At 49.5% G+C, this 23,549-nt stretch carries 24 protein-coding genes and 1 tRNA gene; 6 read left to right on the forward strand and 19 right to left on the reverse strand.

The features are described 5' to 3' along the window. Nucleotides 1–218: 218 nt before the first annotated feature. The 3 genes from ftsH to pyk form a co-directional block, all read right to left on the reverse strand. Nucleotides 219–2,135: an ATP-dependent zinc metalloprotease FtsH gene (gene ftsH / locus PMIT1303_RS04125; protein WP_063397636.1), complete on the reverse strand. Its 1,917-nt coding sequence runs from the start codon at nt 2,133–2,135 to the stop codon at nt 219–221. A gap of 314 nt (nt 2,136–2,449) precedes the next feature. Beyond that, nucleotides 2,450–3,679: an ABC transporter permease gene (locus tag PMIT1303_RS04130; RefSeq protein WP_011826179.1), complete on the reverse strand. Its 1,230-nt coding sequence runs from the start codon at nt 3,677–3,679 to the stop codon at nt 2,450–2,452. A 6-nt stretch (nt 3,680–3,685) separates the two neighbouring features. Beyond that, nucleotides 3,686–5,470: a pyruvate kinase gene (gene pyk, locus PMIT1303_RS04135; RefSeq protein ID WP_063397677.1), complete on the reverse strand. Its 1,785-nt coding sequence runs from the start codon at nt 5,468–5,470 to the stop codon at nt 3,686–3,688. Nucleotides 5,471–5,549: 79 nt separating this feature from the next. Here pyk and PMIT1303_RS04140 point away from each other — a divergent pair, with 79 nt between their 5' ends. Beyond that, nucleotides 5,550–5,879, forward strand: coding sequence for a nucleoside triphosphate pyrophosphohydrolase family protein (locus PMIT1303_RS04140; RefSeq protein WP_011130058.1), 330 nt, complete (start codon nt 5,550–5,552; stop codon nt 5,877–5,879). Further along, nucleotides 5,876–6,424 carry a hypothetical protein gene (locus PMIT1303_RS04145; RefSeq protein WP_063397637.1) on the forward strand — a complete coding sequence of 183 codons (549 nt, stop codon included), beginning with the start codon at nt 5,876–5,878 and terminating at the stop codon, nt 6,422–6,424. Before PMIT1303_RS04140 ends, PMIT1303_RS04145 begins: the two co-directional genes overlap by 4 nt. Here PMIT1303_RS04145 and PMIT1303_RS04150 read toward each other — a convergent pair. The 3 genes from PMIT1303_RS04150 to ilvA are packed head-to-tail and all read right to left on the reverse strand — an operon-like array spanning nt 6,415 to nt 8,865. Beyond that, entirely contained in the window at nt 6,415–6,723 is a 309-nt protein-coding gene (locus PMIT1303_RS04150; RefSeq protein ID WP_231901311.1) for a YggT family protein, read from the reverse strand. The two genes, PMIT1303_RS04145 and PMIT1303_RS04150, sit on opposite strands and share 10 nt — an antisense overlap. Before the next feature lie 26 nt (nt 6,724–6,749). Continuing rightward, nucleotides 6,750–7,283, reverse strand: coding sequence for an SMC-Scp complex subunit ScpB (gene scpB / locus PMIT1303_RS04155; protein ID WP_063397638.1), 534 nt, complete (start codon nt 7,281–7,283; stop codon nt 6,750–6,752). Nucleotides 7,284–7,320: 37 nt separating this feature from the next. Next, the gene (ilvA, locus tag PMIT1303_RS04160; RefSeq protein ID WP_063397679.1) at nt 7,321–8,865 is read right to left on the reverse strand and encodes a threonine ammonia-lyase, biosynthetic; all 1,545 of its coding nucleotides are present in this window, start codon (nt 8,863–8,865) and stop codon (nt 7,321–7,323) included. A gap of 117 nt (nt 8,866–8,982) precedes the next feature. Here ilvA and dxs point away from each other — a divergent pair, with 117 nt between their 5' ends. Both dxs and PMIT1303_RS04170 read left to right on the forward strand, forming a co-directional pair. Next, entirely contained in the window at nt 8,983–10,917 is a 1,935-nt protein-coding gene (gene dxs / locus PMIT1303_RS04165) for a 1-deoxy-D-xylulose-5-phosphate synthase (RefSeq protein ID WP_063397639.1), read from the forward strand. Nucleotides 10,918–10,921: 4 nt separating this feature from the next. After that, entirely contained in the window at nt 10,922–12,139 is a 1,218-nt protein-coding gene (locus PMIT1303_RS04170; protein ID WP_063397640.1) for an NAD(P)/FAD-dependent oxidoreductase, read from the forward strand. A 21-nt stretch (nt 12,140–12,160) separates the two neighbouring features. Here PMIT1303_RS04170 and psaK read toward each other — a convergent pair whose 3' ends face one another. The 3 genes from psaK to PMIT1303_RS04185 all read right to left on the reverse strand — a co-directional run bounded on the left by psaK (nt 12,161) and on the right by PMIT1303_RS04185 (nt 13,127). Further along, complete coding sequence (psaK, locus tag PMIT1303_RS04175) at nt 12,161–12,421, reverse strand: photosystem I reaction center subunit PsaK (protein ID WP_011130065.1); 261 nt, start codon at nt 12,419–12,421, stop codon at nt 12,161–12,163. A 68-nt stretch (nt 12,422–12,489) separates the two neighbouring features. Beyond that, nucleotides 12,490–12,783, reverse strand: coding sequence for a DUF3593 domain-containing protein (locus PMIT1303_RS04180; RefSeq protein WP_369818702.1), 294 nt, complete (start codon nt 12,781–12,783; stop codon nt 12,490–12,492). A 41-nt stretch (nt 12,784–12,824) separates the two neighbouring features. After that, the gene (locus PMIT1303_RS04185; protein WP_063397641.1) at nt 12,825–13,127 is read right to left on the reverse strand and encodes a DUF2499 domain-containing protein; all 303 of its coding nucleotides are present in this window, start codon (nt 13,125–13,127) and stop codon (nt 12,825–12,827) included. 72 nt (nt 13,128–13,199) lie between these two features. Between PMIT1303_RS04185 and csaB the strand changes: the two genes are divergently transcribed. Further along, nucleotides 13,200–14,264 carry a polysaccharide pyruvyl transferase CsaB gene (gene csaB, locus PMIT1303_RS04190; RefSeq protein ID WP_063397642.1) on the forward strand — a complete coding sequence of 355 codons (1,065 nt, stop codon included), beginning with the start codon at nt 13,200–13,202 and terminating at the stop codon, nt 14,262–14,264. 103 nt (nt 14,265–14,367) lie between these two features. Here the strand turns inward: csaB and PMIT1303_RS04195 are convergent, their stop codons facing one another. From PMIT1303_RS04195 to PMIT1303_RS13960, 10 genes are all read right to left on the reverse strand, one after another. Beyond that, complete coding sequence (locus PMIT1303_RS04195; RefSeq protein ID WP_063397643.1) at nt 14,368–15,342, reverse strand: ABC transporter ATP-binding protein; 975 nt, start codon at nt 15,340–15,342, stop codon at nt 14,368–14,370. Beyond that, nucleotides 15,339–16,157: a carbohydrate ABC transporter permease gene (locus PMIT1303_RS04200; RefSeq protein ID WP_063397644.1), complete on the reverse strand. Its 819-nt coding sequence runs from the start codon at nt 16,155–16,157 to the stop codon at nt 15,339–15,341. Before PMIT1303_RS04200 ends, PMIT1303_RS04195 begins: the two co-directional genes overlap by 4 nt. Continuing rightward, nucleotides 16,154–17,020: a carbohydrate ABC transporter permease gene (locus PMIT1303_RS04205; protein WP_063397645.1), complete on the reverse strand. Its 867-nt coding sequence runs from the start codon at nt 17,018–17,020 to the stop codon at nt 16,154–16,156. Before PMIT1303_RS04205 ends, PMIT1303_RS04200 begins: the two co-directional genes overlap by 4 nt. Continuing rightward, nucleotides 17,017–18,285, reverse strand: a complete 1,269-nt coding sequence (locus PMIT1303_RS04210) for an ABC transporter substrate-binding protein (RefSeq protein ID WP_063397646.1) — start codon at nt 18,283–18,285, stop codon at nt 17,017–17,019. The genes PMIT1303_RS04205 and PMIT1303_RS04210 overlap by 4 nt, the downstream gene beginning before the upstream one ends. 197 nt (nt 18,286–18,482) lie before the next feature. After that, nucleotides 18,483–18,719 carry a 50S ribosomal protein L28 gene (gene rpmB, locus PMIT1303_RS04215; RefSeq protein ID WP_011130073.1) on the reverse strand — a complete coding sequence of 79 codons (237 nt, stop codon included), beginning with the start codon at nt 18,717–18,719 and terminating at the stop codon, nt 18,483–18,485. 66 nt (nt 18,720–18,785) lie between these two features. Next, complete coding sequence (gene htpG / locus PMIT1303_RS04220; protein ID WP_063397647.1) at nt 18,786–20,696, reverse strand: molecular chaperone HtpG; 1,911 nt, start codon at nt 20,694–20,696, stop codon at nt 18,786–18,788. Between the two features lie 90 nt (nt 20,697–20,786). Then, on the reverse strand, nt 20,787–21,011 hold the full coding sequence (locus tag PMIT1303_RS04225) for a ferredoxin family protein (protein ID WP_063397648.1): 225 nt from the start codon (nt 21,009–21,011) through the stop codon (nt 20,787–20,789). A gap of 35 nt (nt 21,012–21,046) precedes the next feature. Next, on the reverse strand, nt 21,047–22,225 hold the full coding sequence (locus PMIT1303_RS04230) for an ATP phosphoribosyltransferase regulatory subunit (protein ID WP_063397649.1): 1,179 nt from the start codon (nt 22,223–22,225) through the stop codon (nt 21,047–21,049). A 22-nt stretch (nt 22,226–22,247) separates the two neighbouring features. Further along, a complete protein-coding gene (locus tag PMIT1303_RS04235) occupies nt 22,248–23,135 on the reverse strand; it encodes an inositol monophosphatase family protein (RefSeq protein ID WP_063397650.1) in 888 nt (295 codons plus the stop codon). A 133-nt stretch (nt 23,136–23,268) separates the two neighbouring features. Then, nucleotides 23,269–23,406, reverse strand: coding sequence for a hypothetical protein (locus tag PMIT1303_RS13960; protein ID WP_156486899.1), 138 nt, complete (start codon nt 23,404–23,406; stop codon nt 23,269–23,271). Here PMIT1303_RS13960 and PMIT1303_RS04240 point away from each other — a divergent pair. Beyond that, nucleotides 23,374–23,460 (forward strand) — tRNA-Ser (locus PMIT1303_RS04240). The two genes, PMIT1303_RS13960 and PMIT1303_RS04240, sit on opposite strands and share 33 nt — an antisense overlap. The last annotated feature ends 89 nt before the right edge of the window (nt 23,461–23,549 follow it).

Raw genomic sequence — 23,549 nt, forward strand, 5'->3', positions numbered from 1 at the left:
AATAGTTTCTAATAGATATTTATCAATCGATTTACCCTGAAGGAATCGATTGATTTGTTCATAATTATAAAAAATAGTTTTCCTGCCTAAGCTTGCTATCAAAATCCTTTTTATTCTAAAAATAAAGATTTCCTCTTACAATTAGGAGCCATGCATTGCAAGGATCTATTCGCTGATGCTTGGTTTCTTGAATGATTATTATTTAGCTGCTAGTTCTATTAGCCCTGAATGATAGGTATGCTTCTTTCCTTCTCTGGAACAGATGTAAATTCTGCTACTACTGAAAGGAATTCTTCTCCGTCTATGGTTTCCTTCTCGATGAGGATTTCAACGAGTCTATCCATAGCTTCACGATGTTGCTTGACGATTTTTACAGTTTCGCTATAGCAATGCTTAACCATTTCCCGAACTGCCTCGTCTATTTGGCGGGATATTGCATCTGAGATCTCGCTTCGAGTCATCAGGTCACGTCCAATAAATACTTCTTGATTTCCGCTCTCCAGAGCGACTGGTCCTAAATCGCTCATGCCAAAACGTGTCACCATTTGGCGTGCCATGGATGCAACCTGCTGGATGTCACCACCTGCACCTGTTGTGATCTCTGCATCGCCAAAAACAACATCTTCTGCTGCCCTGCCTCCTAGTGCTCCCATGATTCGAGCCTTGAGTTGGGCACGAGTCACCAGCATTTGCTCTTCATCCGGAGAAAACCATGTCAGACCCTGAGCCTGACCTCGTGGTATCAGAGTCACTTTTTGGACAGGGTCATGATCTTTAACTAATGTTCCTATTAGTGCATGCCCAACTTCGTGGTATGCGATCAATCTCTTGCTACGTCCATCAGTGAGTGGGCGCCCTTCCATGCCCGCGATGATTCTGTCAACGGCATCGTCAATTTCATCAAGGCTGATAGCCTTTTTACGACGTCGAGCTGTGAGGATTGCCGCCTCATTAAGTAGGTTGGCAAGGTCTGCCCCGGTGAATCCAGGTGTGCGTCGGGCTACATTCTTTAAGGAAAGATCTTCTTCAAGTTTCTTGTCACGTGCGTGCACTTCAAGAATTGCAAGTCTTCCTTTGATATCTGGTGAATCCACACTGACTTGTCTGTCAAAACGCCCTGGTCGCATCAGCGCAGAATCCAGTACATCAGGACGGTTTGTTGCTGCAATAATGATGATTCCGCTATTGCCTTCAAATCCGTCCATTTCTGTTAAGAGTTGGTTGAGAGTTTGTTCTCGCTCATCATTCCCGCCACCTATTCCGGCACCACGTTGTCGGCCTACGGCATCAATTTCATCAATAAAGATTAGGCAGGGTGTGTTCTCTTTTGCCCGCTTGAATAAATCTCGGACTCGACTCGCGCCGACACCAACGAACATTTCTACAAATTCCGAACCAGAGAGTGAGAAGAAGGGAACACCTGCTTCTCCTGCAATTGCTTTAGCAAGCAGGGTTTTGCCAGTACCTGGAGGCCCTACCAGCAGAACACCTCTTGGAATTTGAGCACCTACCGAGGTGAAGCGTTCGGGTTTCTTCAGGAATGTCACCACTTCCTCAAGATCCTGTTTTGCTTCACTTACACCTGCAACATCATCAAACTTGACTCCAGTTTCAGCTTCCATTGCGAAGCGGGCTTTTGTCTTACCGAACTGCATTGCCTGCCCGGGGCCGCCAGGCATTGAGCTGGATCGACGGGCCAGCAGAATTAGGCCGCCAATGAGGAGCAGCGGGAAGAGGAGATTGCCTAATAAGCCAAGCGCCGGCGGAGTGGTACGAGCAGGATGAATATCGAAACTGATCCCCTCGTTTTTGAGTGTATTGATTAACTCTGGGGCAAGACCGGGGAGATCAACTCTTAATCTTTGTACGCGATTGTCGAGTTCGGGATCTACGGCTTCAACTACTGCATTCCGTCCACCGTCGTAAATGTCCACGGCTGTGACCCTTCCTGCTTCCACATAGTCGAGGAAGCGGCCGTAGCTCATCCGCGTAACCGCAGCATTGCGCGGAGCCAGAGTGGTGTTACTCGGCCGCTCTCCTGTGAGCTTGCCATTTCCTAAAATTTGCCAGGCGAGCAGTAAGGCAACACCGATGGGCAGCAACCAGAGAGCAATGAGACGCCAGCGTTGATTCATCTGCTAGAGGATGGTTCACTGACTGTAACGGTGTCGATGGTTAGGTCGTTGGTTGCTAGATCTTCTTCAGGCACCATCGTCCTCAGCTTTTGAGCTCAGATTCCCACTTCCGCTTTAGATGCTGCTTTGAGCAACCAAAATCTTTGAGCTAAAAACCGTTTTTTAGAGAAAGAACCCGTTGGCTGATTCAGTCATCAATCCCCATCAACCTGCTTTGCTTGCGTTAGGCGCTTGAATTCATTGTTTTCGCAGCTGGGGAGTTGTGATTGCTATCACCTTTTAGCTTTGCCTATTCTCTGAAAATCAAAAAGGATTTACAAGCGTCGGAGGGCAACGATTGGGTCAAGTCTTGCTGCACGTCTGGCGGGCAAAACACCGAAGATCAAACCAATTGATCCAGAGAGAGTGACTGTGATTAGAACGACGCTTATTCCGATTGATGCCGGGAGAGGGGTCAAAACTCCGATTGTTGTGACGGCGCCAATACCTACAGCTGTGCCGATGACGCCACCAAAGCTTGCAAGAACGAGTGATTCGATCAGGAATTGGCTCAATACATCGCTATTACGAGCTCCTAGGGCCTTCCTTAGTCCGATTTCCTCAGTGCGTTCACTGACCGCAACCAGCATGATATTCATGATTCCGATTCCTCCTACTAGCAGCGATATCCCACCGATTGCTGCCAACATGAGGGTTAGTCCTCCGGTGATTGTGTTGACGATGCTGAGGGCATCTTTCTGTGATCGAACTGCAAAGTCGTCATCTCGCAGGATTCGATGTCGTTGACGGAGCAAGTTGGTGATCTGGAATTTTGCAGCCCCCGTGCTTTCTTCATTCTTGGCTTCCACACTGATAAAACTAAGGCTGACGCCATAGGTTGGATCTCTGCCCGTGAGCCGGCTCACCATTGTTGTGAGCGGAATGTAAGCGTTTTCATCTTGATTGTTTCCAAACACCGCGCCTTTAGGAGCCATTACACCGATCACTTCAAAGGATTGATCCTTAATTCGTAGTGTCTTACCGACTGCCGCACTCGTTGGAAAGAGTTTGTTGACAAGGTCGGGACCAATCACAACCACTTTGCGTGCGCTACGAAGATCAAGATCACTAATAAATCTTCCACGAGCTACTTCGAAGTTGCGCACTGGTAGAAACGCTGGGGTCACCCCAGAGATTGAACTCGTAGCACTTTGGGCACCCGCTTGAATCACCTCGCTTGAGCTGATCTGCGGGGCAACTTCTTTCACGCTTGGAACTTGCTCAGCGATTGCATCTGAATCTTCGATCACGAGATTTCGCGGAAAGGCCACCCCGCGACGACGAGTGTCGTTGTTGCCAGGCACCACAAACAACACATTGGCGCCCAGGTTGCTTAGTTGAGACTCAGCCAGATTCTGAGCCCCCCTGCCAACTCCTACCAGGGTGATGACAGAAGCATTGCCGATCACAATGCCGAGCATTGTCAGGAGACTCCGTAGGCGATTGGCTTTAAGGGTTGAGAACGCCATGCTCACCGTTTCGATGAGCGGAAGTGAGCTATTCATGAACCCTCAGAGCATTGAGTCGAGCTTCATTGGCAGCTTGCCGCCTGTGCCACGATGAACTTTGCCATTACTGAGCTGCATTGTTACCACCTCTCCTTCAAGCAGGTTTCTCGTGGCATGTGCTATCCCAATGATGAACGGAATCCCTAGGCGTTTTGAGATCATGGCTGCGTGGGATTCCTCTCCTTCTTGTTCTGTAATCACTCCTGCAGACTTTCTTATTGCATCCAGATAGTCATCGCTTGTTTCATGAATGACCAGAATCTCCCCTGGTTCAATTTTTGTTGAGTCGTTTGGGGAGAAAGCAAATCTGACCTTGCCGCTAACGGTTCCATTGCCAATACCGACCCCTTGGCCAAGCACTGCACTGACAATTCCTACTTTGACAAGATCTGTGGACCCGCTCACGCCAGCAAGGGTTCCTGCAGTTTGAATTGTTAGATCTCCTTCTTTGAGAAGACCCAATTCCTGGGCAACAGCAATTGCAGCACTGAAGGTTGCAGTGGTGCTTTTCTGGGTTGGGACAAGCAGTGGGGTGACACCCCATGCCAATTGAAGTTTTCTTGCTACAGCCAATTCGTTGGTTACGGCCAAAATTGGCGCTGCTGGGCGGAATTTGCTGACGTTGTGGGCAGTGGCACCACTTTCAGTTAGTGGCACGATTGCTGCCGCGTTGAGATGACTGGCGATGCTGCTTACGGCTGAACTAATCGCGTTGGAAATGGTGCTGGCAAGATAAGTTTCGATTGGACGCTGTGGATAGTCCCGTTCAATCCGTCTGGCAATGGTGGCCATCGTTTGAACCGCCTCCACTGGATAGTCTCCTACAGCGGTTTCGTTCGAGAGCATCACTGCATCAGTACCATCAAGGATCGCATTTGCTACATCACTCACTTCTGCTCTGGTGGGCCTCGGGCTCGAGGCCATCGAGTCGAGCATTTGGGTGGCTGTGATGATTGGAATTCCAAGGCTGTTGGCCTTGCGAATCAAATCCTTTTGCAGTAGAGGCACCTCTTCTGCTGGCATCTCAACGCCTAGGTCCCCCCTTGCAACCATGACTCCATCACAGAGAGGAAGGATTGAATCGATTTGATCAATCGCCTCAAATTTCTCGATCTTCGCGATCACTGGGGTGCTGTGCCCATGATCCCCGATGAGTTTGCGGATCTCTTTCATGTCCGAAGGGTTGCGCACAAAGCTCAGTGCGACCCAGTCCACCCCTTGCTGGAGTCCAAAGGCGAGATCTTGGCGATCTTTCTCTGTAAGGGCGCGAACCGATAGCTGTACATCAGGGAAGTTCACTCCCTTGTTATTTGAGAGCACCCCTCCCACTGTGACGATGCAGTGCAAGGTTTGTTCGCTTTGATCGATTTTTACGACTTTCATCTCCACTCGACCGTCATCAAGCAAGATTCGACTGCCGGTCGTGACTTCGTCTGCAAGCTTGTCGTAAGTGACGGTTGCCACTGACTGATTGCATTGAACTTGTTTGGAGGTCAGTGCGAAGGGATCGCCATTGGCCAAAGTGATAGGCCCCTTATCAAAACGACCCAGGCGAATTTTGGGGCCTTGCAAGTCTTGAAGAATGCCAATGTGCATCCCCAATTCATCAGAGACCTGGCGGATGGTGGAGATGCGCTTGGCGTGCTCGTCATGGTCGCCGTGTGAGAAATTCAGCCGGAAGGTGGTAGCACCTACCTGAACGAGTTCTCGGATTCGTTCGGCGGTCTCGGTTGCCGGACCTATGGTGGCAACGATTTTGGTCCGTCGTGTCAGATCGATCTGGGCCATCAACGGGACCTGAAACATCGCGGAAACTACCATCCAGGCCTCAAAACGTAGTTATTGACAGCGTTGCCAATGATTTTCTATGGACATTAATCATTACCAGCATGGAGCTCGAGCTACGGCCCGTTATCCGAATGTGGGTCAGAACCCGATTTATCCAACCCTTGGGCTCACAGGTGAGGCAGGCGAAGTCGCGGACAAGGTCAAGAAGGTCCTTCGCGATCAACAAGGTGTTTTTGACCTGGATACGCGCCAAGCAATCAAGCTTGAGTTGGGAGATGTGCTTTGGTATGTAGCCCAGTTGGCTAGTGAGCTGGGCTTTGATTTAGAAGATGTGGCACAAGCCAATCTCGATAAGCTGGCAAGCAGGGCATCACGTGGCCAGATCTCAGGGAGCGGTGATCAACGATGAAGAAGAATTTTTTGCAAAGCTCCATCTTAAAGGTAGTGCTCAGTGCAGTTTTACTGGTTTTTAATCTGGTTTTCAGTGATCAAGCCTTAGCGGCAACCCTCAGTGTGGATCAGTTGAGTATCGATGCTTGTGATCAAAAGGATCCAGGTGCGCAGCCAATCCTCACTAGGCCTATCGGTGCCAGTTGCTATGTACTTTCAGGTGAGGTGACCAATCCAGGCAATTCTGCCGTGATTGATAGTGATGTTTTTGCTCAGATCTTGGATCCAAGTGGTGAACCTGTTTTGCCAAACCGTTCTCGCGTTGGTTCTATTGGCGACGTCCAACCTGGCGTAAGTACTTTTGCAGTGCGGTTGGCGATTCCGGCAGGAACTCCAGAGCCTTTACAAGTGAAGGGTGCAAAGGTAAAGGGATTCAATGCTCCTGTTCGTACTCGTGCTGGAGACGATGATGAGCTGCTACCGCTTGAACAAGCTGTAGAGCCTGGCCTTTTATGGGGAACCAAGGCCGTGATCCCTGCGGAGTACCCGCTAGATCAGCTGTAATAGCTCATTCCAGCATTAAAAGCGAGTTGAGAAGTGTTTGTAAGCAATCCCTGCATGATTTGCAGGGCAAATATTGCCAGGATCGCAGAGAGATCTATGCCACCTATGGGAGGAATCAAACCTCGAAAGATATTGAGGTATGGGTCAGTGATTGAGCTGATGCTGCTTAGTATTGGATTTGACCAGTCGACATTGGGAAACCAGGTCAGCAGTATGCGGACGATCAGTACGAACGAATAAATCCCAATTGCCTGGACGAGCACTTGTATAACCTCGGACAGGATTTCCAGCGCGTTCATGGAGTCACTCAAGCTTCTATAGAACTCTATGCAACCTGAGAAGGTTCGGCTGTACCTAAATCAGGAAGTACTGAGAAGGTTCGATGGAACTTTTCAGAGAGCGTGAGCCAATAAGACCTGCCCTCGCTCTGTCGTTTGCGTTCGATGAAGTTCTGAGCAACGAGTTCTTTGATGTGGTCGTAGGCGCCTGATCCCCGTAAATCGACCAGCTCCGATTGAAGAATTCTTTTTTTCAGGGCAATGGTGGCTAGGGTTCTGAGTGTTGCTATGGAAAGATCAACGGGTAAAAGGTGGTGGACCAGCTCTCCAAGGCCTGGACACAATTGAAGGCTATATCGACCATTGTTCTCTTGGATCTCTAAGGCTGTATCTCTCTGTGCATAGCCTGCCATCAGCGCAAGTAGAGCTTGCTCAATCAGATCCTCATTCTCATTGGCTAGCTCTGCCATCTCTTTGAGCGTTACAGGGCGACCCTTCAAATAAAGAATGGCCTCTAAACGTGCTGGTAAGGAGAAGCTGGAGACCTCATCCCTCTCTTGAGCTGGGGAATCGGTGGCCATGGCAGGCCCTGCTATGGAATATGCCAAGTTACCGCGATCAAACGGTCTGTGCACCCAGAAATAAGCAGTAGGCGGGGTTGTTGGTTTCTTCCCAGTTTGGGTAGCCCAGATCGTCAAGAAAGCGCTGCCAATTTTTCATTTCGTTGTCCTGGACCAACACACCTACAACGATCCTGCCGACATCTGCTCCGTGATTGCGGTAGTGGAAGATGCTGATACTCCATTCGGGGTGAAGGGCACTAACAAAGGTCATAAGAGCTCCTGGGCGCTCAGGGAACTCAAAGCGATAGAGCAGTTCGCGACATCCATCTCGGCAAAGGGTTTTTGCTGAGGCAGGAAGCCGACCACCCACCATGTGACGAAGGTGCCCTTTGGTCAGCTCGTCGTTGCTGAGATCAAGGCATGGGAATCCTGACGATTGCAGTCGCGTTAAAAGTTTGGTTCGATCATTAAGGTCTAAAACCTGTACCCCGATGAATATTTGGGCTCTATCCCCCTCTGCCATTCGGTAACTGAATTCGGTGAGATTTTTTCCCGCTAGGACGTTGCAGAGCTTTCTCAGGCTGCCTGCCTGCTCTGGGATCTCCACCGCGAGTATTGCTTCCCTTTCTTCCCCTAGCTCTGCTCTTTCGGCGACAAAACGGAGCCGTTCAAAGTTCATGTTTGCGCCACAGGCCACGGCCACAAGAGTGCGGTCTTGAAGATCACGTTTGGCGATATCTGCCTTCATGCCAGCAATTGCCAGTGCGCCAGCTGGTTCAAGAATTGAGCGGGTATCTTCAAAAACATCTTTGATCGCTGCACAGATTTCATCAGTGCTTACCGTCACCATCGCGTCTACGTGCATCTGAGCTAATGAGAAGGTGTGTTTTCCTACTTGACGTACAGCGACTCCGTCGGCAAATAGGCCAACCTTTGGCAGTTGAATACGTTCACCAGCTTCAAGAGAGAGCGTCATTGCTGCAGCGTCGTGGGGCTCGACACCGATAATTTCGACTTGCGGCCACAAGCTTTTGACATAAGTGGCAATCCCGCCGATCAGTCCGCCACCGCCAACTGCGACATAGATTGCATCTGGTGGATCTTGGATCTGGCGCAGGATTTCTAGAGCAATCGTCCCTTGCCCAGCAATCACCTCTGGATCATCAAACGGGTGGATAAACGTGAGGCCATCTTTTTCACTTCGACGCATGGCCTCTTGATAGGCCTCGTCGTAGGTCTCTCCATGAAGTGCGACTTCAGCGCCAAGAGCACGGACTGCCCGTACCTTCATTTCGGGTGTGGTAATCGGCATCACAATCACAGCTCTGCAATTGAGATAAGAGGCGCTCAGTGCCACTCCCTGAGCGTGGTTTCCAGCACTTGAAGCAATCACGCCACGCAGCAACTCCTCTTTGCTGAGAAGGGACATGCGGTTATACGCACCACGAAGCTTGAAGGAGAAGACTGGCTGTAGGTCCTCACGTTTCAACCAGATCTTGTTCTGAAGACGGCGACTGAGGTTTTTTGCCAGTTCCAGGGGGGTTTCATGGGCTACGTCATAGACACGCGCCCTCAGAATCCTCTGTAGATAATCGTCCATCACGCCAGTCTTGCAATATTCAGATCCGGCAACTGTTTGCACTTGCCAGGGTTGCATTCGCCGTTCTATAGCTGAGAAGACCTAGATTGAATGGGTTGGAGTGGGACAGGAACGCGAATGCGTCTGAGCGAGTTAACCCATCCGAATCAGCTTCATGGCTTGAGCATTGCCGAGCTTGAGGATGTAGCACGTCAGATACGGGAACGCCATCTTGAGGTGGTGTCCACCAGTGGAGGTCATTTGGGGCCTGGGCTCGGTGTTGTTGAACTCACCCTTGCTCTTTATCAAACTCTTGATCTAGATCATGATCGAGTTGTATGGGACGTTGGCCATCAGGCTTATCCTCACAAGCTGATTACTGGTCGATATGGCAACTTCAATACCTTGCGTCAGCAGGGTGGTGTCGCTGGCTATCTGAAGCGTTGTGAAAGTTCTTTCGATCATTTTGGTGCCGGCCATGCCAGCACCTCGATATCAGCAGCACTCGGCATGGCCGTTGCTCGTGAGCGTCGTGGTGAATCGTTCAAATGCGTAGCTGTAATTGGTGATGGGGCTCTTACTGGCGGTATAGCACTAGAGGCGATTAATCATGCCGGCCATATGCCCAACACACCTTTTCTGGTTGTTCTCAACGACAACGATATGTCGATTTCTCCGCCAGTAGGAGCGTTGTCGACCCATCTAAACCGCATGCGCCACAGTGCGCCTGTGCAGTTCATCTCGGATAGCGTCGAGGAGAGGGTCAAGAGTCTGCCTTTCATGGGAGGGGAACTGCCTGCCGAACTCGACCTGCTCAAGGGCAGTATGCGCCGATTGTCCGTCCCGAAGGTAGGGGCTGTTTTCGAGGAGCTTGGCTTCACCTACATGGGCCCTATTGATGGCCACGACATTGAACGCATGGTTCGAACCTTTGAGACGGCTCACAAGGTTGGTGGCCCTGTACTCGTTCATGTAGTTACGACCAAAGGCAAGGGCTATCCCTATGCCGAAGCAGATCAAGTTGGCTATCACGCCCAATCAGCGTTTGATCTAATTACTGGTAAAGCTCTTCCCTCAAAAGGAAAGAAACCACCGAGTTACAGCAAGGTGTTTGGCGAGACGCTCATCAAGCTTTGTAAGCAGGACAGCACTGTCGTTGGGATCACAGCCGCGATGGCCACAGGTACTGGCCTTGACCTCCTGCAAAAGGCTGTTCCTGAGCAATACATCGATGTAGGTATCGCTGAACAGCATGCTGTAACTCTTGCTGCTGGGATGGCTTGTGAGGGGCTCAAGCCTGTGCTGGCGATTTACAGCACATTCCTGCAGCGCGCCTTCGACCAATTAATCCACGACGTGGGGATTCAGAACCTACCAGTGACCTTTGTGATGGATCGCGCAGGCATTGTTGGCGCTGATGGACCGACCCATCAGGGTCAGTACGACATCAGTTATTTCCGCGCTATTCCTAATTTCACCGTGATGGCGCCCAAGGATGAGGCTGAACTTCAACGCATGTTGGTGACATGTCTTCAGCATCAAGGCCCTGCAGCTCTCCGTATTCCAAGAGGATCAGGCGAGGGAGTGCCTCTGCTTGATGAAGGCTGGGAGCCTTTGGCAATTGGTCGAGGCGAAGTGCTTTGTGAAGGTGATGATCTTTTAATCGTTGCTTATGGAGTGATGGTGCCTGCTGCAATGATCACAGCTCAGCTGTTGCAGGAAGCAGGTGTCAAGGCCACTGTGATCAATGCTCGCTTCCTAAGACCACTTGATCAAGCCTTGATTCATCCGTTAGCCCGTCGTATCGGTCGTGTCGTCACGATGGAGGAGGGTGCTCTTGCGGGTGGTTTTGGTGCAGCTGTGGTTGAGTCCCTTAGTGATCAAGATGTCTTGGTTCCAACGTTCCGAATTGGAATCCCTGATCAATTGGTAGACCATGCCAGTCCCCAACAGAGCCGGGAAGCGCTGGGGCTCACCCCAACACAGATGTCTGAACGAATTCAACAACACTTTTGCTTGAATTCGAAGCCTTCTCTTGTAGGGCAGGAAGCACCGCAGGCCCTGTCAACCTGATCAATTGACTGTTTTGGTTGCAGGTGCAGGGCCAGCAGGAGCTCGGCTTGCACAACGACTTGCTAGCCAGGGGATTGCGGTAACTCTTGTTGAACGCTTAAGAGAAGCCAATCAGAATGCTTTCTCTAGTGCTGCCATCCCTATCCAGGCGGTGTCTGATCTCTGCATTCCTGTTGAAGCAATTGCCAGCCATTGGAATGGCTGGCAATTGGTGGATCCAGATGGAATTCAACATCAATGGTGGTCTCAACATGACCTTGGTGTGGTTCTCAACTTCGGCTCGCTACGTCACAAGCTCTGGCAGCAAGCTATAGACGCAGGTGTTGAATTTTTATTGGGTTGGCGTGTTCACTCCGTTCTTACGGTCAATGACGGCGCAAACGTTGAATTGATTGGTCCAAATGGCTTGTGTCAGACAAGGAGAGTGAGCTGGGTGGTAGATGCCACAGGTCATCGCCGCCTTTTATTGGGTTCAACTTCAGCATCCAAGCCTTCTGATACCGATTGCATGCTTGAAGGGGCTGGCGTTGAGTGGATCCTGCAGGGTGATCAAAAAACAACAGCTCTTTGGCGTGACCGGGTTTGTTTTTTTTTGGGATGCCAGTGGATCCAACATGGTTATGGCTGGATTTTTCCCATGGCTGGTAATCAGTTGAAGGTAGGAGTTTGCCGTCTGCCTCCACCACTGAAGGAATGCCTCGAACCGATGAGCAGCATCTTGAACCGCCTGCTTATCAAGAACCAGCTTGATCAGCTACCAGTTATCGATAGACATGGCGGAATCTTGCGCAGCAGCTTAAGGCGCAGTGAAGCTCACGTTGTTGGCAGGATTGTTGGAGTTGGCGACGCTATTAGTACTGCCAATTTGCTCGGCGGAGAAGGCATCCGTCATGCTCTCGTTAGTGCAGAGGTGCTTACTCCTTTGCTTGTTGAAGCCTGCTGTCATCCATCCAGCTCAAATCAAGACAAAGACAGCAAGGTCTTGATGCAATTTGAACGGCTCCTGCGTCTTCGTTTGGGTTGGCGCTGGAATCTTTCAGGTCGCTTGGCAAAGCGAACATGGTGGGGTTTGTGCGATCAAAAAGGCGATCGACGCTTGGCTCGATTGATTAATGGGCTGTCAATGCGAGTCAGCGCTGAAGATCTGAGCCGATTGTTGTTCGAATACCGCTTTGAGCGCTACGGACTCCGTCTTCTTCCTTATTTAATGGGCTGGCGATGAATTCGCCAGCCCTAGTGCTGTTCAGAGAACGCCGCGTGAAGCTAATCCGAGGATTGTGCCCATGCCAAGGATGTGGCCTAAGCATTGGGATCCGACAACGGAGGCGTGGCTCATGCCTCCATAGAATTTGTTGTTAGGCATGTCGAACCCTTCATTTTGGTGTTCGATGTTGGCCTTAGCAATGACAAATGCGAGCACGTTGCAAGCGATCATCACCATGCCCACCGCAGGCGACCAGGTGAATGTGGAAGGAGCTGCAGCAGCCAGGAGGTGCGTGAACATTTAGACCGTGGAAGCGACGCCTTATTGTCCGACATTGATCGCAGTTCTTGGCAGAGAAGCCATACCTCTTAAGAGTTTTTCACCACCTGTTGTTGGCCAGCACGGATAAATCCCAAAACCACGAGGGCATCGCTTAGCACCAGAAAGGCTTCTGCTGCCCCATGGAAAGCATCAACTTCAACCAGTTCAAGTCCATAAATTTGATCAGCCAGGATCGCAAAAATGATTGTCATAAACACAAAAAGAAGAGTGAGCCGGAATCCCCAGATGGATAGTCTTGGCAAGCTCTTGCTCTGTTGAGCCCACCACAGGAAACCGAGATAGGGAATTAAAGAAAGGCCATATAGAGGACCTGGGTCCATCTCAATGAGGGAGTTCAAAATCTCAGTAGAAGTGGCAAAAATCATGATTGCTGTCGTTCTGAACGCAACAAATTCCAGGTGGCTGCGGCCAAACAGCAGTTGCCAATCAGCGTCAGCCAAGCTTGGAGCACAACAATTCCGCTAAGGGCTTTGCTGTTGTCAAAAATATGCCAGGTGATGGCTGTCATGGCACTCACCAAGTTGGGGAGCATTGCTAGAGCCAACCAGGACATTGCCCTGCTTTGGTTCCTTTTCCCCCATTGCACCACCAGCACAATCGCAAGCATCCATTCGAACAAGGATGCGAGGTGGATCCACCAAGTTCCTAGAGATAGGGCGTGCACGTGATTCGCTCGATGGCAGCAGCCTAGGGAGGCTTCGTCGCCGTTAATGTTTGATGCAGCTATTGCTTGGCTATGGCAGTTCAGGCAAAGCAATGCAAGGCAGTGCTGTTATGCGGCTACTACGGCGAGCACAACCTTGGCGATGATGCTCTTTTGCAGGTTTTACTTCAGGAGCTTCCCTCACATTTGCAGCCTTGGATCACGGCAAATGATTCAAATTTGATTAAGGGCTTAGCTCCGAAGGCTCAAGTCATTAACCGACGCTCATTGCTGGAGACCATTAGGGCACTTTTTCAAGTTCAAGGTTTGATTCTTGGTGGCGGCAGCTTGCTGCAGGACAGCACGAGTTTTAAGAGCCTGATCTACTACCTGATCTTGATTGTGATCGCCCAACAACGTGGTGTTCCTGTTGTGTTTTGGGGCCAGGGCCTGGGGCCATTACGTCATCGCTTTAGTCGATGGATGGTTAGGAGAGTCCTACGTAGGGTGCAGGCGATCAGCTGGAGAGATCCAGAGTCTTTTGAGCTTGCTCAGCAATGGTGCCTACCCTCACCGATGTTGATGGCACCAGATCCAGTTTGGCAGCTTCCCTCTAGGAGCTGGGAGGGTGGCCAAGCAGTTGTGCTTTGTTGGCGTCCCACGTCAATGCTTGATCGCTTTGGCTGGCAGCATTTGCTCCAAGCCCTTGAGATGATCCTTAGTGATATTGATGCTCCAGTTCATTGGCTTGCTTTTCATCAACGTCAGGATGAACAGCTATTCCGACAACTAGATAGACAAGGACTGATCAGTTCCAGCTTGAGATCAAGAAGTCATTGCTTTGCATTTGATTCACTAACAGATGTTATGAATCAGTTCTCGATGGCCAGATTGGTTCTCCCCATGCGACTGCATGCACTCATCCTGGCCCAATTGGCTGGTAGTCCCACAGTGGCACTCAGCTACGACCCGAAAGTTTCATCTGCAGCCTTGATGGCGAATGTGCCCTTTACTGATTTGCAATCGTTGCCTGATATTCGTTTGCTTGCTGGACTATGGAGGCAGGCCTTAGATGTTTCTCCTGACCTTGGAAAGATCGAAGCAATCCGCAAACAAGCTTCTCAACACAGCAAGATACTAGACAAGGTCTTTAATTAATGTTTACGCTTCACTTCTTTGATTATTATTAGCCATAGCAATAACATATGAATTTATTGATCAACACAATACTGGATATCCTTTGCGAATAAAATCGCGTGAACTATTGTCTGCATCTTCCTCCTGAACTGGCATCGAATTGATGTTCTTTTTCTGGGGACCAATTGAGCTTTATGGTCTCAGGAATTGCGATATCGCTAGCGCAAAGCATCCTTAGTGGACCTCTGTTGCTCTCAAGAATGAGCAACTGGGATGTTCCCAGCCACTCCCTGTAGACAAGACGGCAAGGAATCCCTTCTGAACTTAGTTGAAGATGTTCTGGTCGAATTGCTTTGATAATGCCTGATTCTGCTGGCAGAAGGTTGATCTGGGGGCGTCCTATAAAGCTGGCCACAAAGAGTGATAATGGATTGTGGTAGAGCTCTTGGGGAGTACCGATTTGCTCTATCTTTCCATTTCGCATTACGGCAATTCGATGTGCCATGGCCATGGCTTCATGTTGATCGTGTGTGACGTAGATAACGGGCTGACTGCCTTGAAGAATCAAATGGCGTAACTGAGGTCGCAGATCTTCGCGCAGTTGAGCATCCAAATTGCTCATTGGCTCATCAAGTAAATACACCAGAGGATCTCTGAGCAGGGCTCTGGCGAGGGCCACTCTTTGACGTTGCCCACCTGAGAGTTCTGCCGGATGTCGCTCTGAAAGATCCTCTAATTGCATTAATGCCAGAACAGATGCCACTCGTTGCTTGCGATCACTGGCACCTATTCCACGAACCTCAAGACCAAGTGCAAGATTGGCGAAAACTGTGAGATGGGGAAATAATGCATAGCTCTGAAACACCATGCCGATGCGTCGGTCGACAGGGGATACCGTCGTGACATCCCTGCCAGCGATAGTGATCGAACCTTCGTTGGGCTGGTCTAGTCCAGCTATCAGCCTGAGAGTGGTGCTCTTGCCACATCCACTTGGTCCAAGTAGGGCAAGGCATTCACCCTCGCCCACTACAAGGTCTAGATGACGAACAATCCAGTTTCTACCGAAACGGCGACCGATGTTTTGTAGAACAAGATTCATCCTTTAATTGCTCCCTGTGTCAGACCGGAAACGATCTGTCGCTGAAAGATGAGCACGAGTAACAAGAGTGGCAGAGCACCTAGAACGGTGGCAGCTGCATAAGCGCCATAGGGAATTGAGTAGACCGATGAACCTGCAATTCTTGCTATGGCAACAGGAAGTGTGAGCAGATCAGCTCTACTAATCCAGGTCAATGCGATTGGATATTCGTTCCAGGAGAAGAGAAAGACCAAGATGGCAGTGCTTGCGGTTGCAGGACCTATTAGGGGAATTAATACCCAGCGCAATCTCTGCCATAAGTCCAAACCCTCAAGCCTCGCGGCTTCATCTAGTTCAGAAGGTAGATCACGGAAGGCTGATAAAAGCAGCAACACAGCCAAGGGCATCGACAAGCCAGCGTAGGGAAGACTGAGCGCAAGCAAATTGTTTCCGAGGTTGAAACTCCTTGCAAGTTCTAATAACGCCAAAAAAAGCAGCACATATGGAAATAGAGCCGCACCAAGCAGTATAAATTTGGCCATTCTGGCAACATTTTGCGAGACTTTTGAAAGAGAATAGGCGGCTGGAATGGCTATCAGTAGGGTTAATCCTGTTGAGCTAATGCCAACGATGACACTGTTCAATAGATAACGCCAGAAGGGAGGGCTGGCTGTCAATACCTGGCGATAGTTGTCAAGTGTCCAACGCTGATTATGCTCAGCCAATGGTTGTAGAAGAGCTTCATGGGTGCAAAAAGATGTATAGAGCTGCCAAAGCAGAGGCGCTAAAGACCAAAGCAGGAGAACAGTGATCCAAAGATTTCGCTGACGAATCATTTCATTGCCTCTCGCCAATGGCTGGCCTGTTTGATGATCAGCCAAACAAGCAAACAGGCAATAACAAGTAGAAGAAACCCGCTGATCATTACGGTGGCGCTATAGCCAAAATCGAGGAATCGCATTGCATTTAAATAAGCATATAAAGCAAGGCTTTCCGTGCTTCCTGCCGGACCCCCACCAGTCATCACCTGAATCAAGTCGAAAACGCCGAAGGCCTGCGCAAGGCGAAATAAAAGACTAAGGAGTAAATAAGGTTGCAAGAGCGGCAAGGTGATCTGAAATAGTGCGGCACGTGGACGGCCACCTTCGAGATAGAATGCTTCGTAGAGATCATTGGGAATGGTTTGCAAGCCAGCCAAAAGAATCAGAGCAGCAAAAGGCGTGGTCTTCCAAACATCACCAACAACCGTGGCAAGCCAGGTGATATTTGGATTCGAAAGGATGTTTAGAGGTTGTAGTCCAATCAGTTCTGCGAATTGTTCAATAGGGCCGTAAGGTGTATTAAAGATCCAACGCCAGCCAAGAGCCATTACAGTCGTTGGCAGTGCCCATGGAAGCAAACTTATGGCCCTTACTACACCTCGACCACGCCAACGCTGATCGAGTAAGAGGGCTATCGCTATAGCAAGTAATAGTTCTAGGCTGACTGAAACAGTTGCGAAGCGGGCTGTCTGATAGGTGTCTTGCCAGAAGCGTTGGTCGTGCAGTAGGCGAATCCAATTCGCACCATGATTGGGAATCGGAACTAAGCCTGTGAGGACTGAATCAGCATGGAAGCTCAACCAGGAATAACGAAGTAGAGGGATACCAAAGACGAAGGCAATTAATAGAGCTGCCGGGACTAGAAGCAAGTGGATCATTTAGTTTCTCTTGCCGCCATAAGAATCTTCTCGGTGTTTGCTTGGGCGTTAGACATTGCATCACTAACGCTAGATTGGCCTGTTAAAACTGAACTCAGGCTTCGTTGTAATACATCACTAATCTGTGCATAAAGAGGGGTTGCTGGACGTTGATCAGTGCTTTGTAGGGCTTTAGCAAGCTCCGGAAGAATTTGTGATTTTGAGAACAGTTCTGGGTCTTTGAATAGTTCTGCTTTGGTTGGGGTATAACTGTCGTTCAAGAACAGTTTCTTTTGTGCAGATGTTGATGTAAGGAAGGCAATGGCCTCTGTTGCAGCTTGAGGATTTGATGAGCCCTTGAGGATCGAGAAGCCCCAGCTGCCTAGGGTTGATGTGGATCGATTGGTTGCGGTAGCAACCATCGTGGTTACGCCAACATTGCCTCTAACATCACTGTTAGGCTTCTGAAGTTCTCCCCAGGCATAAGGCCAGTTACGCATTAGCGCAACATCTCCAGACTTAAAGGCTTGAAGAGCTTCATTTTCGGCATAGTTGATCACTGCTTCGGGGCTCACTCCACTGCTAATCAGTTCACGCAACCAACTTGCAGCCTTAAGACTTGCGGAGCTGTCGAGGCCAACATTATCAGTTTCGGCTTCAAGCCATTGTCCTCCAAATCCGTCAAGAACTTCTAGAAATACACAACTTAAGCCTTCATATTGACGGCCTTGCCAGACATAGCCATTAGCAACACGGCCTTCTTTTTGGAGTTTAAGACTAACTTTAATGAGTTCCTCAGGGGTACGCGGTGGTTCACTCATCAAATCAGTCCGCCAATAAAGCAATCCCATGTCAGCCACAAGCGGCCATCGATACAGTTTCCCGTCGAAATTATTTCCAAGCATTGCCCCCGGAGCAATGGAATCAATCTGTTGTTGATCGATCCATGGATCCAAGGGAATAAGCCATCCTGCGGCGGCGTATTTCGGCAACCAAGTTACATCAATTAAAAGTGCATCGAAAGGACTTTTACCTAAAAGCAGACTGCTGATGGCTAAATCAGATACTGCTTCTGTTTCAAGTGGACCTCGAGTCACCTGAAGTTGGATCCTGCCGTGATGATCTTTGTTGAATTGTTGGACCAGATCAGTTGTTGACTCAGCAAATGGAGCTGGCATCAAGATGTTGATCTGAATAGGGCGAGTGCTCAGGGCCCAGCTTGCAAATAGTGCAACGCTGGTCAAAGAGAACAGAAGAGCTATTTTCCAAAATGTCCTTCTCTTCATGGTTGCGTAGCTTCTATTTTATCAACCAAACTTTTCATTTGCTCTTCTGCCCAATCCTTGACTGAGTATGAGTCGACAGTAGCAATCGTTATCAGATGGTTATTTTCTGCACTTCTATGCATGCTTAGCAATTTCAGACAAGTTAATGCCATGCCCCAGCATCTTGATGGTAACTAGTTTGCTGAATTATTTAGTGATTAGATCTTGTTCAGGTCAATCCCTAACGATTTGGCATAGACACCGAGACCCTTTTTTTGGATGGTTTTAAGTGCACGGGTGCTTACACGTAGTTTCAACCAACGGTTCCCTTCAGCCCACCAGAGGCGTCGCTGCTGCAGGTTGGCCTGTTGAAGCTTCTTTGTGCGGATGTGGGAATGGCTCACAGCCATGCCGTTGTTGGCGCGAGTTCCAGTGAGCTGACACACCCTGGACATGTCTTGATCCTCTACAGAGCTAGGGTGCTGAACCCAAACAAAGATTTTATCAAATCCTCCGCTCGTTTAAAAAGCTCGATCCATCAGCTGTCCCATTAACACAGCACTACGGCTTTGGAAACCAGCAAGTTCATTGGGCTCCAAACCTCCTACACCGAGGCGAGCCATGTCGTATAGGTGACGGGCTAAGCCTTGTGCCAAGGTTTCGGTTGGAGACACACCTGAAGTGCTGACCAGCACGGATCCAGATTTGAGTTTCAAAAGTCCTTCGACAAGTGGATGACGACGATTGACAAGAAGGACATGATGCTCGGGAAGACCTGGCAGCCTTTGGTCCATGAGAGCACCAAGGTCGTTCATACGTCGCATCTGTTCTGGCAGCAAAATCATTGCTGGAGGTGCGTTATCTCCCTTAAGTGCTTGTACTTGTATGGTCACCTTGTCGTTATTTAGTGCTTGCTTCATTAGAGTTCTCAGGCTTTCAGACTTGGTCTCTCCTTCCTGATCAGTTAGTTCAGGTTTGTCGTCTTTAAGAGTGTCATCCAGTTCAGCATCAACGCGCTGGAATCGGAGGTCGTTATGACGAGCTTCAAGCCATGGAAGGAATTGGCTGTCTATAAACGTTTCGGTTTTAAGAATTTCAGCACCCTGTGATGTCCATAAGCTGAGGGCACTCGCTTGGGCGACTTCATCCGTGCAGTAAAGAATGCGATTGTTTGCTTCTGTACTCAGACGACTTTGGTATCCACTCAGCGTAGTAAAGGCTTTTTCCCCACAAGGAATTGGATCTGGAGTGGCCCCATCTGTTTCTGTTGATGCTAGAGCAGTCGTGCCAAACATGATTAGATCGGCAACTTGATCAGCAAACTTTTCATCTTCCATTGATCCTATTTTGACGAAGGGTGCTAACGCATCCCATGCTTCAGCATAAAAAAGTGGTTGATCCGCCTTTAACCCTCGCAGTCGATCGGCAACTTTTTTTGCAACAAAATTGCCAATAGATCTAACACGTCTGTCTGTTTGTAATGCGCTACGACTGACATTAAGTGGAATGTCAGGTGAGTCGATCACACCTCTTAGGGGAAGGAGGTAATGTGGTACTACTTCTTTAATCGAATCACTGACAAATACCTGATTGCAGTAGAGTTTTATCTCACCTTTTTCCCAATCTGCGCGACCACCAATGCGAGGGAAATAGAGAATACCTTGAAGGTTATAGGGGTAATCAGTATTTAGGTGTACCCATAGGAGAGGATCACCTTGGAATGGATATAGATAATTATAGAGTTCGATATACTCCTGATCAGTGATTTCTCTTGGGTTGCGCCTCCAAAGTGGATTTCGCTTATTAATTGACTCGCCTTCGAGTTTTACCTCAATAGGCATAAAGTCACAGTATTTTGTGATTAGAGTACGGATTCGACTTGGCTCGATGTATTCCAACTCTTCATCCATTAGATGAAGGATGACATCGGTTCCTACTTCATTGCGTTCGGCCTCTTGGATGTTAAATCTTGGTGAGCCATCACAACTCCAACGAATAGCTTTACTCTCGGAACAAGCAGACTTAGTGACTAGCTCTACATGTTTCGACACCATGAAAGAAGAATAAAAACCTAGCCCAAAATGACCAATAATTCCGTCACTTTCCTGCTTGTATTTTTCAAGGAAGTCTTCTGCACTTGAGAAGGCAACCTGATTAATGTACTTCTTAACTTCATCGGTTGTCATGCCGATTCCGTTGTCAGAAATAGTGAGTGTCTTTGCTTCTCGGTCAATCTTGATATCAATCACTCCTTCTTCACCTTCACTGCAGTCACCTGCCATCGCTGCCATACGTCTTTTGCTTATTGCATCGACGCCATTGCTGACTAGCTCCCTCAAGAAAACCTCGTGGCCGGAATAAACGGCTTTCTTGATGATCGGGAAAATATTCTCGGTGTGAATCTGGATCTGACCTTCTTCCAGCACAGTCATTGGTTTCACTGTTTAGGATTTGACCTTAGGGAGTCTTTGCCTCAGGTCTCAAGCTGGTTTTAGGTGGGGTGACCGTACCTAGTGATTAACTCAGCTGCTTCGCTGTAGGTCACGTCGCTCCTCGGGAAGGACAGCTCCTTCTACAGGGCAGACCTGGAGGCAGATACCGCAATCAATGCAGATGTCGAAATTAATCAAATAGAAATTTCTTCCTTTGTCGTTTGTGCCTTGACCAGGTTGAATGCAGCCGACAGGGCATGCCTGCGCACAGTCAGCAACCCCTTCACAAATTTCTGTCACGATGCTGTGTGGCATGGCCTTGCAGATCGGACGACGAGATTATCGAGATCCTAATGATCTAACCAGTCCAGTGTGCTACAGCCCCGATCTGCTAGACGGCTGAAGGCTTCTTCACGATCGCGACAGGCTTCAAGTTCAACAACGGCACGCTGACCCTGTTTGTGCCAGTGACTCTGACGCTTGAGTGCATGTTCCAGCGTTGCTTGCTCGCCGTAGGCAACAAGGGTTGATTTAACAGCTTCAGACGCTTTGATCTCCTTGGTAAGCAGTTCACGAATATCGTCTATCGCGAAACTAAAGCCGACCCCTGTTGCTTGAAGCCCTTTGGCACCGCAACGAGCTACAAGGTTGTCGTAACGCCCCCCACGAGCAATCACGACAGGTGCCGCATCGCTTTGACATACCAACTGAAACACCAGCCCGGTGTAGAGCTCAAAATGGGGCTGAAAGGTTGGATCCAGTTGCAGGTCAATCCCCTGATCAGCGGCCAGTGGACCCATCTGCTCAAATAGCCTTTGCAGGTTATTGAGTGCTTGCTGAGTTCCAAATAGGCCTGATAAGCGTTCGAGCACGTCTAGGGGTTCACCACGGCACTCCAAGTGATGGAGGAGGCGCTCGAATTGATCATTCGGCAGTTGCAGGTTTTCAAGAGCAAGGCGGTCGTAGTGGATCAATGCTGTTCTTATTTTTTCGCGTAGATCGTTTTGAAATGGCAGCGTGATGAGATCCATTAATGCTGTGTGGCCAACGAGTAAACGAGGCTGGTGTTGTTTACTCAGTTCGAGAGTCTCCACTGCTGAAAACAGCAGGGAAAGAAGTTCCATTTCCGCATTGATGGGTTCGACCCCGAAGAGCTCTACACCGCTTTGAAGGTTTTCTTCGATGCAAAGGCTTCCTTCATCAGCAGTACGGCTTTCAAAAATTGTTCCTGCAGCCCATAGCCTCAAGGGACGAGGTCTTTGTCTAAGCCTTGTACAAGCGGCACGGGCGATTGATGCTGTCATCTCTGGTCGTAGACCAAGGGGTTCATCGGCCACCAATCGCACGATGTCTTGACTGGCAATAGCACCACCAGCTTTCAAGGTTTCGAGTCGCTCGACCCTTGGAGGAGAGACTTCGTCGTAGCCCCATAGCTGATAAACCTCGGCAAGTCGCTGGCTAAGTTTTTGGTTTAGCTCGACCTGCTGGGGGTTCAGATCGCGAGCACCCGCTGCCGGTTGCAGGGCCATCCCTGATTTTCTCGGAGTGACTTCAGGATCCCATGCCCCTGAGTTCGGGAGCGCCAAATGAATCTGCTTCAAGGGGTTTTACTTTGCTGAGTTGATCAACAAGCAGCTTCTGCATTCCAGGCGGACAGGCCAGCACCCTGCCACTATTCAGATCAAATGTGTTACCGCGGTAATCAGTCACCTGCCCTCCAGCTAGCTCCACCAGGGCTACTCCAGCAGCAAGATCCCATGGAGCAAGACCGCGTTCCCAATAACCATCGAGTCGTCCAGCTGCCACAAAAGCCATGTCCACTGCTGCTGCACCACCACGTCGCACGCCACGTGTTCGATGTGTCATCCAGCAGAATTCGGCGTAGTTGTTGTCTAAGCGGTTTTGCCTGTCATAGGCAAAGCCGGTAACAAGCAAGGAATCAACCAGGCTTTTGCATGATGAAACCTTGATCGGTTTTTGATTGCAAAATGCACCCAGGCTTGGGGCTGCCCAGTAGATCTCTTTAAGGAAAGGCACAGCTATGGCGCCAAGGATTGGTGTTTGCCGCCAAGTGAGGCCAATCGAGGTAGCGAAGAACGGATAGCCATGAGCGAAATTGGTTGTTCCATCTAGTGGGTCAACACACCAACAAAGCGAGCCTTGGCCAGCAAATGATCCGCTTTCTTCTGCGAGAACGGCAATGTCAGGAGTTTCATGCTGGAGAAATTCGAGTACACACTTCTCTGCGGCTAGATCTGCATTGGTAACAAGGTCGCCAGTTCGCCCCTTGGTTTCGATGCTTTCAAGATGTCCATAGTGGTCCATCAAAATGGCACCACCACATTCAGAGGCCTTACGCGCTACCGCTGCAAGGCGAGCCAGATCTTCATCGTTCAAGCCAGCTTGCTCAGCAGCAAGGGAACAGTTCAGAGGTGTCAAGCGTCACTACCTATCAATTTGGGATGCCATCAGGCATTTATAGATTGAATGATCCTCTGAACATCAGTCCATAGAGCGCATCTTGATCCTGAGTTTCCGTTTCCAGTGGAGTGATTGCTTTGTGCTCACAAAGTTAGGACATCTCGTTTGTTGCTAGTGGACTGGGATTCTGTGTTTTGGTGTCATGTATGGGACAACTGGAGAGCCCTGCTAGATTCGCGATGGCCAGAAAGCCGCTGGAGAGGTGGCCGAGTGGTCGAAGGCGCAGCACTGGAAATGCTGTATAGGGGCAACTCTATCGAGGGTTCGAATCCCTCCCTCTCCGTTTCACAGGAAGTCTGATACCGTCCGATGCGGTATGGGCTTCCTTTTGGAACGCTCTTATAGCACTCGTTTTCGAGCATTTTCGGGCTG

This window comes from Prochlorococcus sp. MIT 1303, assembly GCF_001631965.1.
In the GTDB taxonomy this organism is placed as follows: Bacteria; Cyanobacteriota; Cyanobacteriia; order PCC-6307; family Cyanobiaceae; genus Prochlorococcus; species Prochlorococcus marinus_D.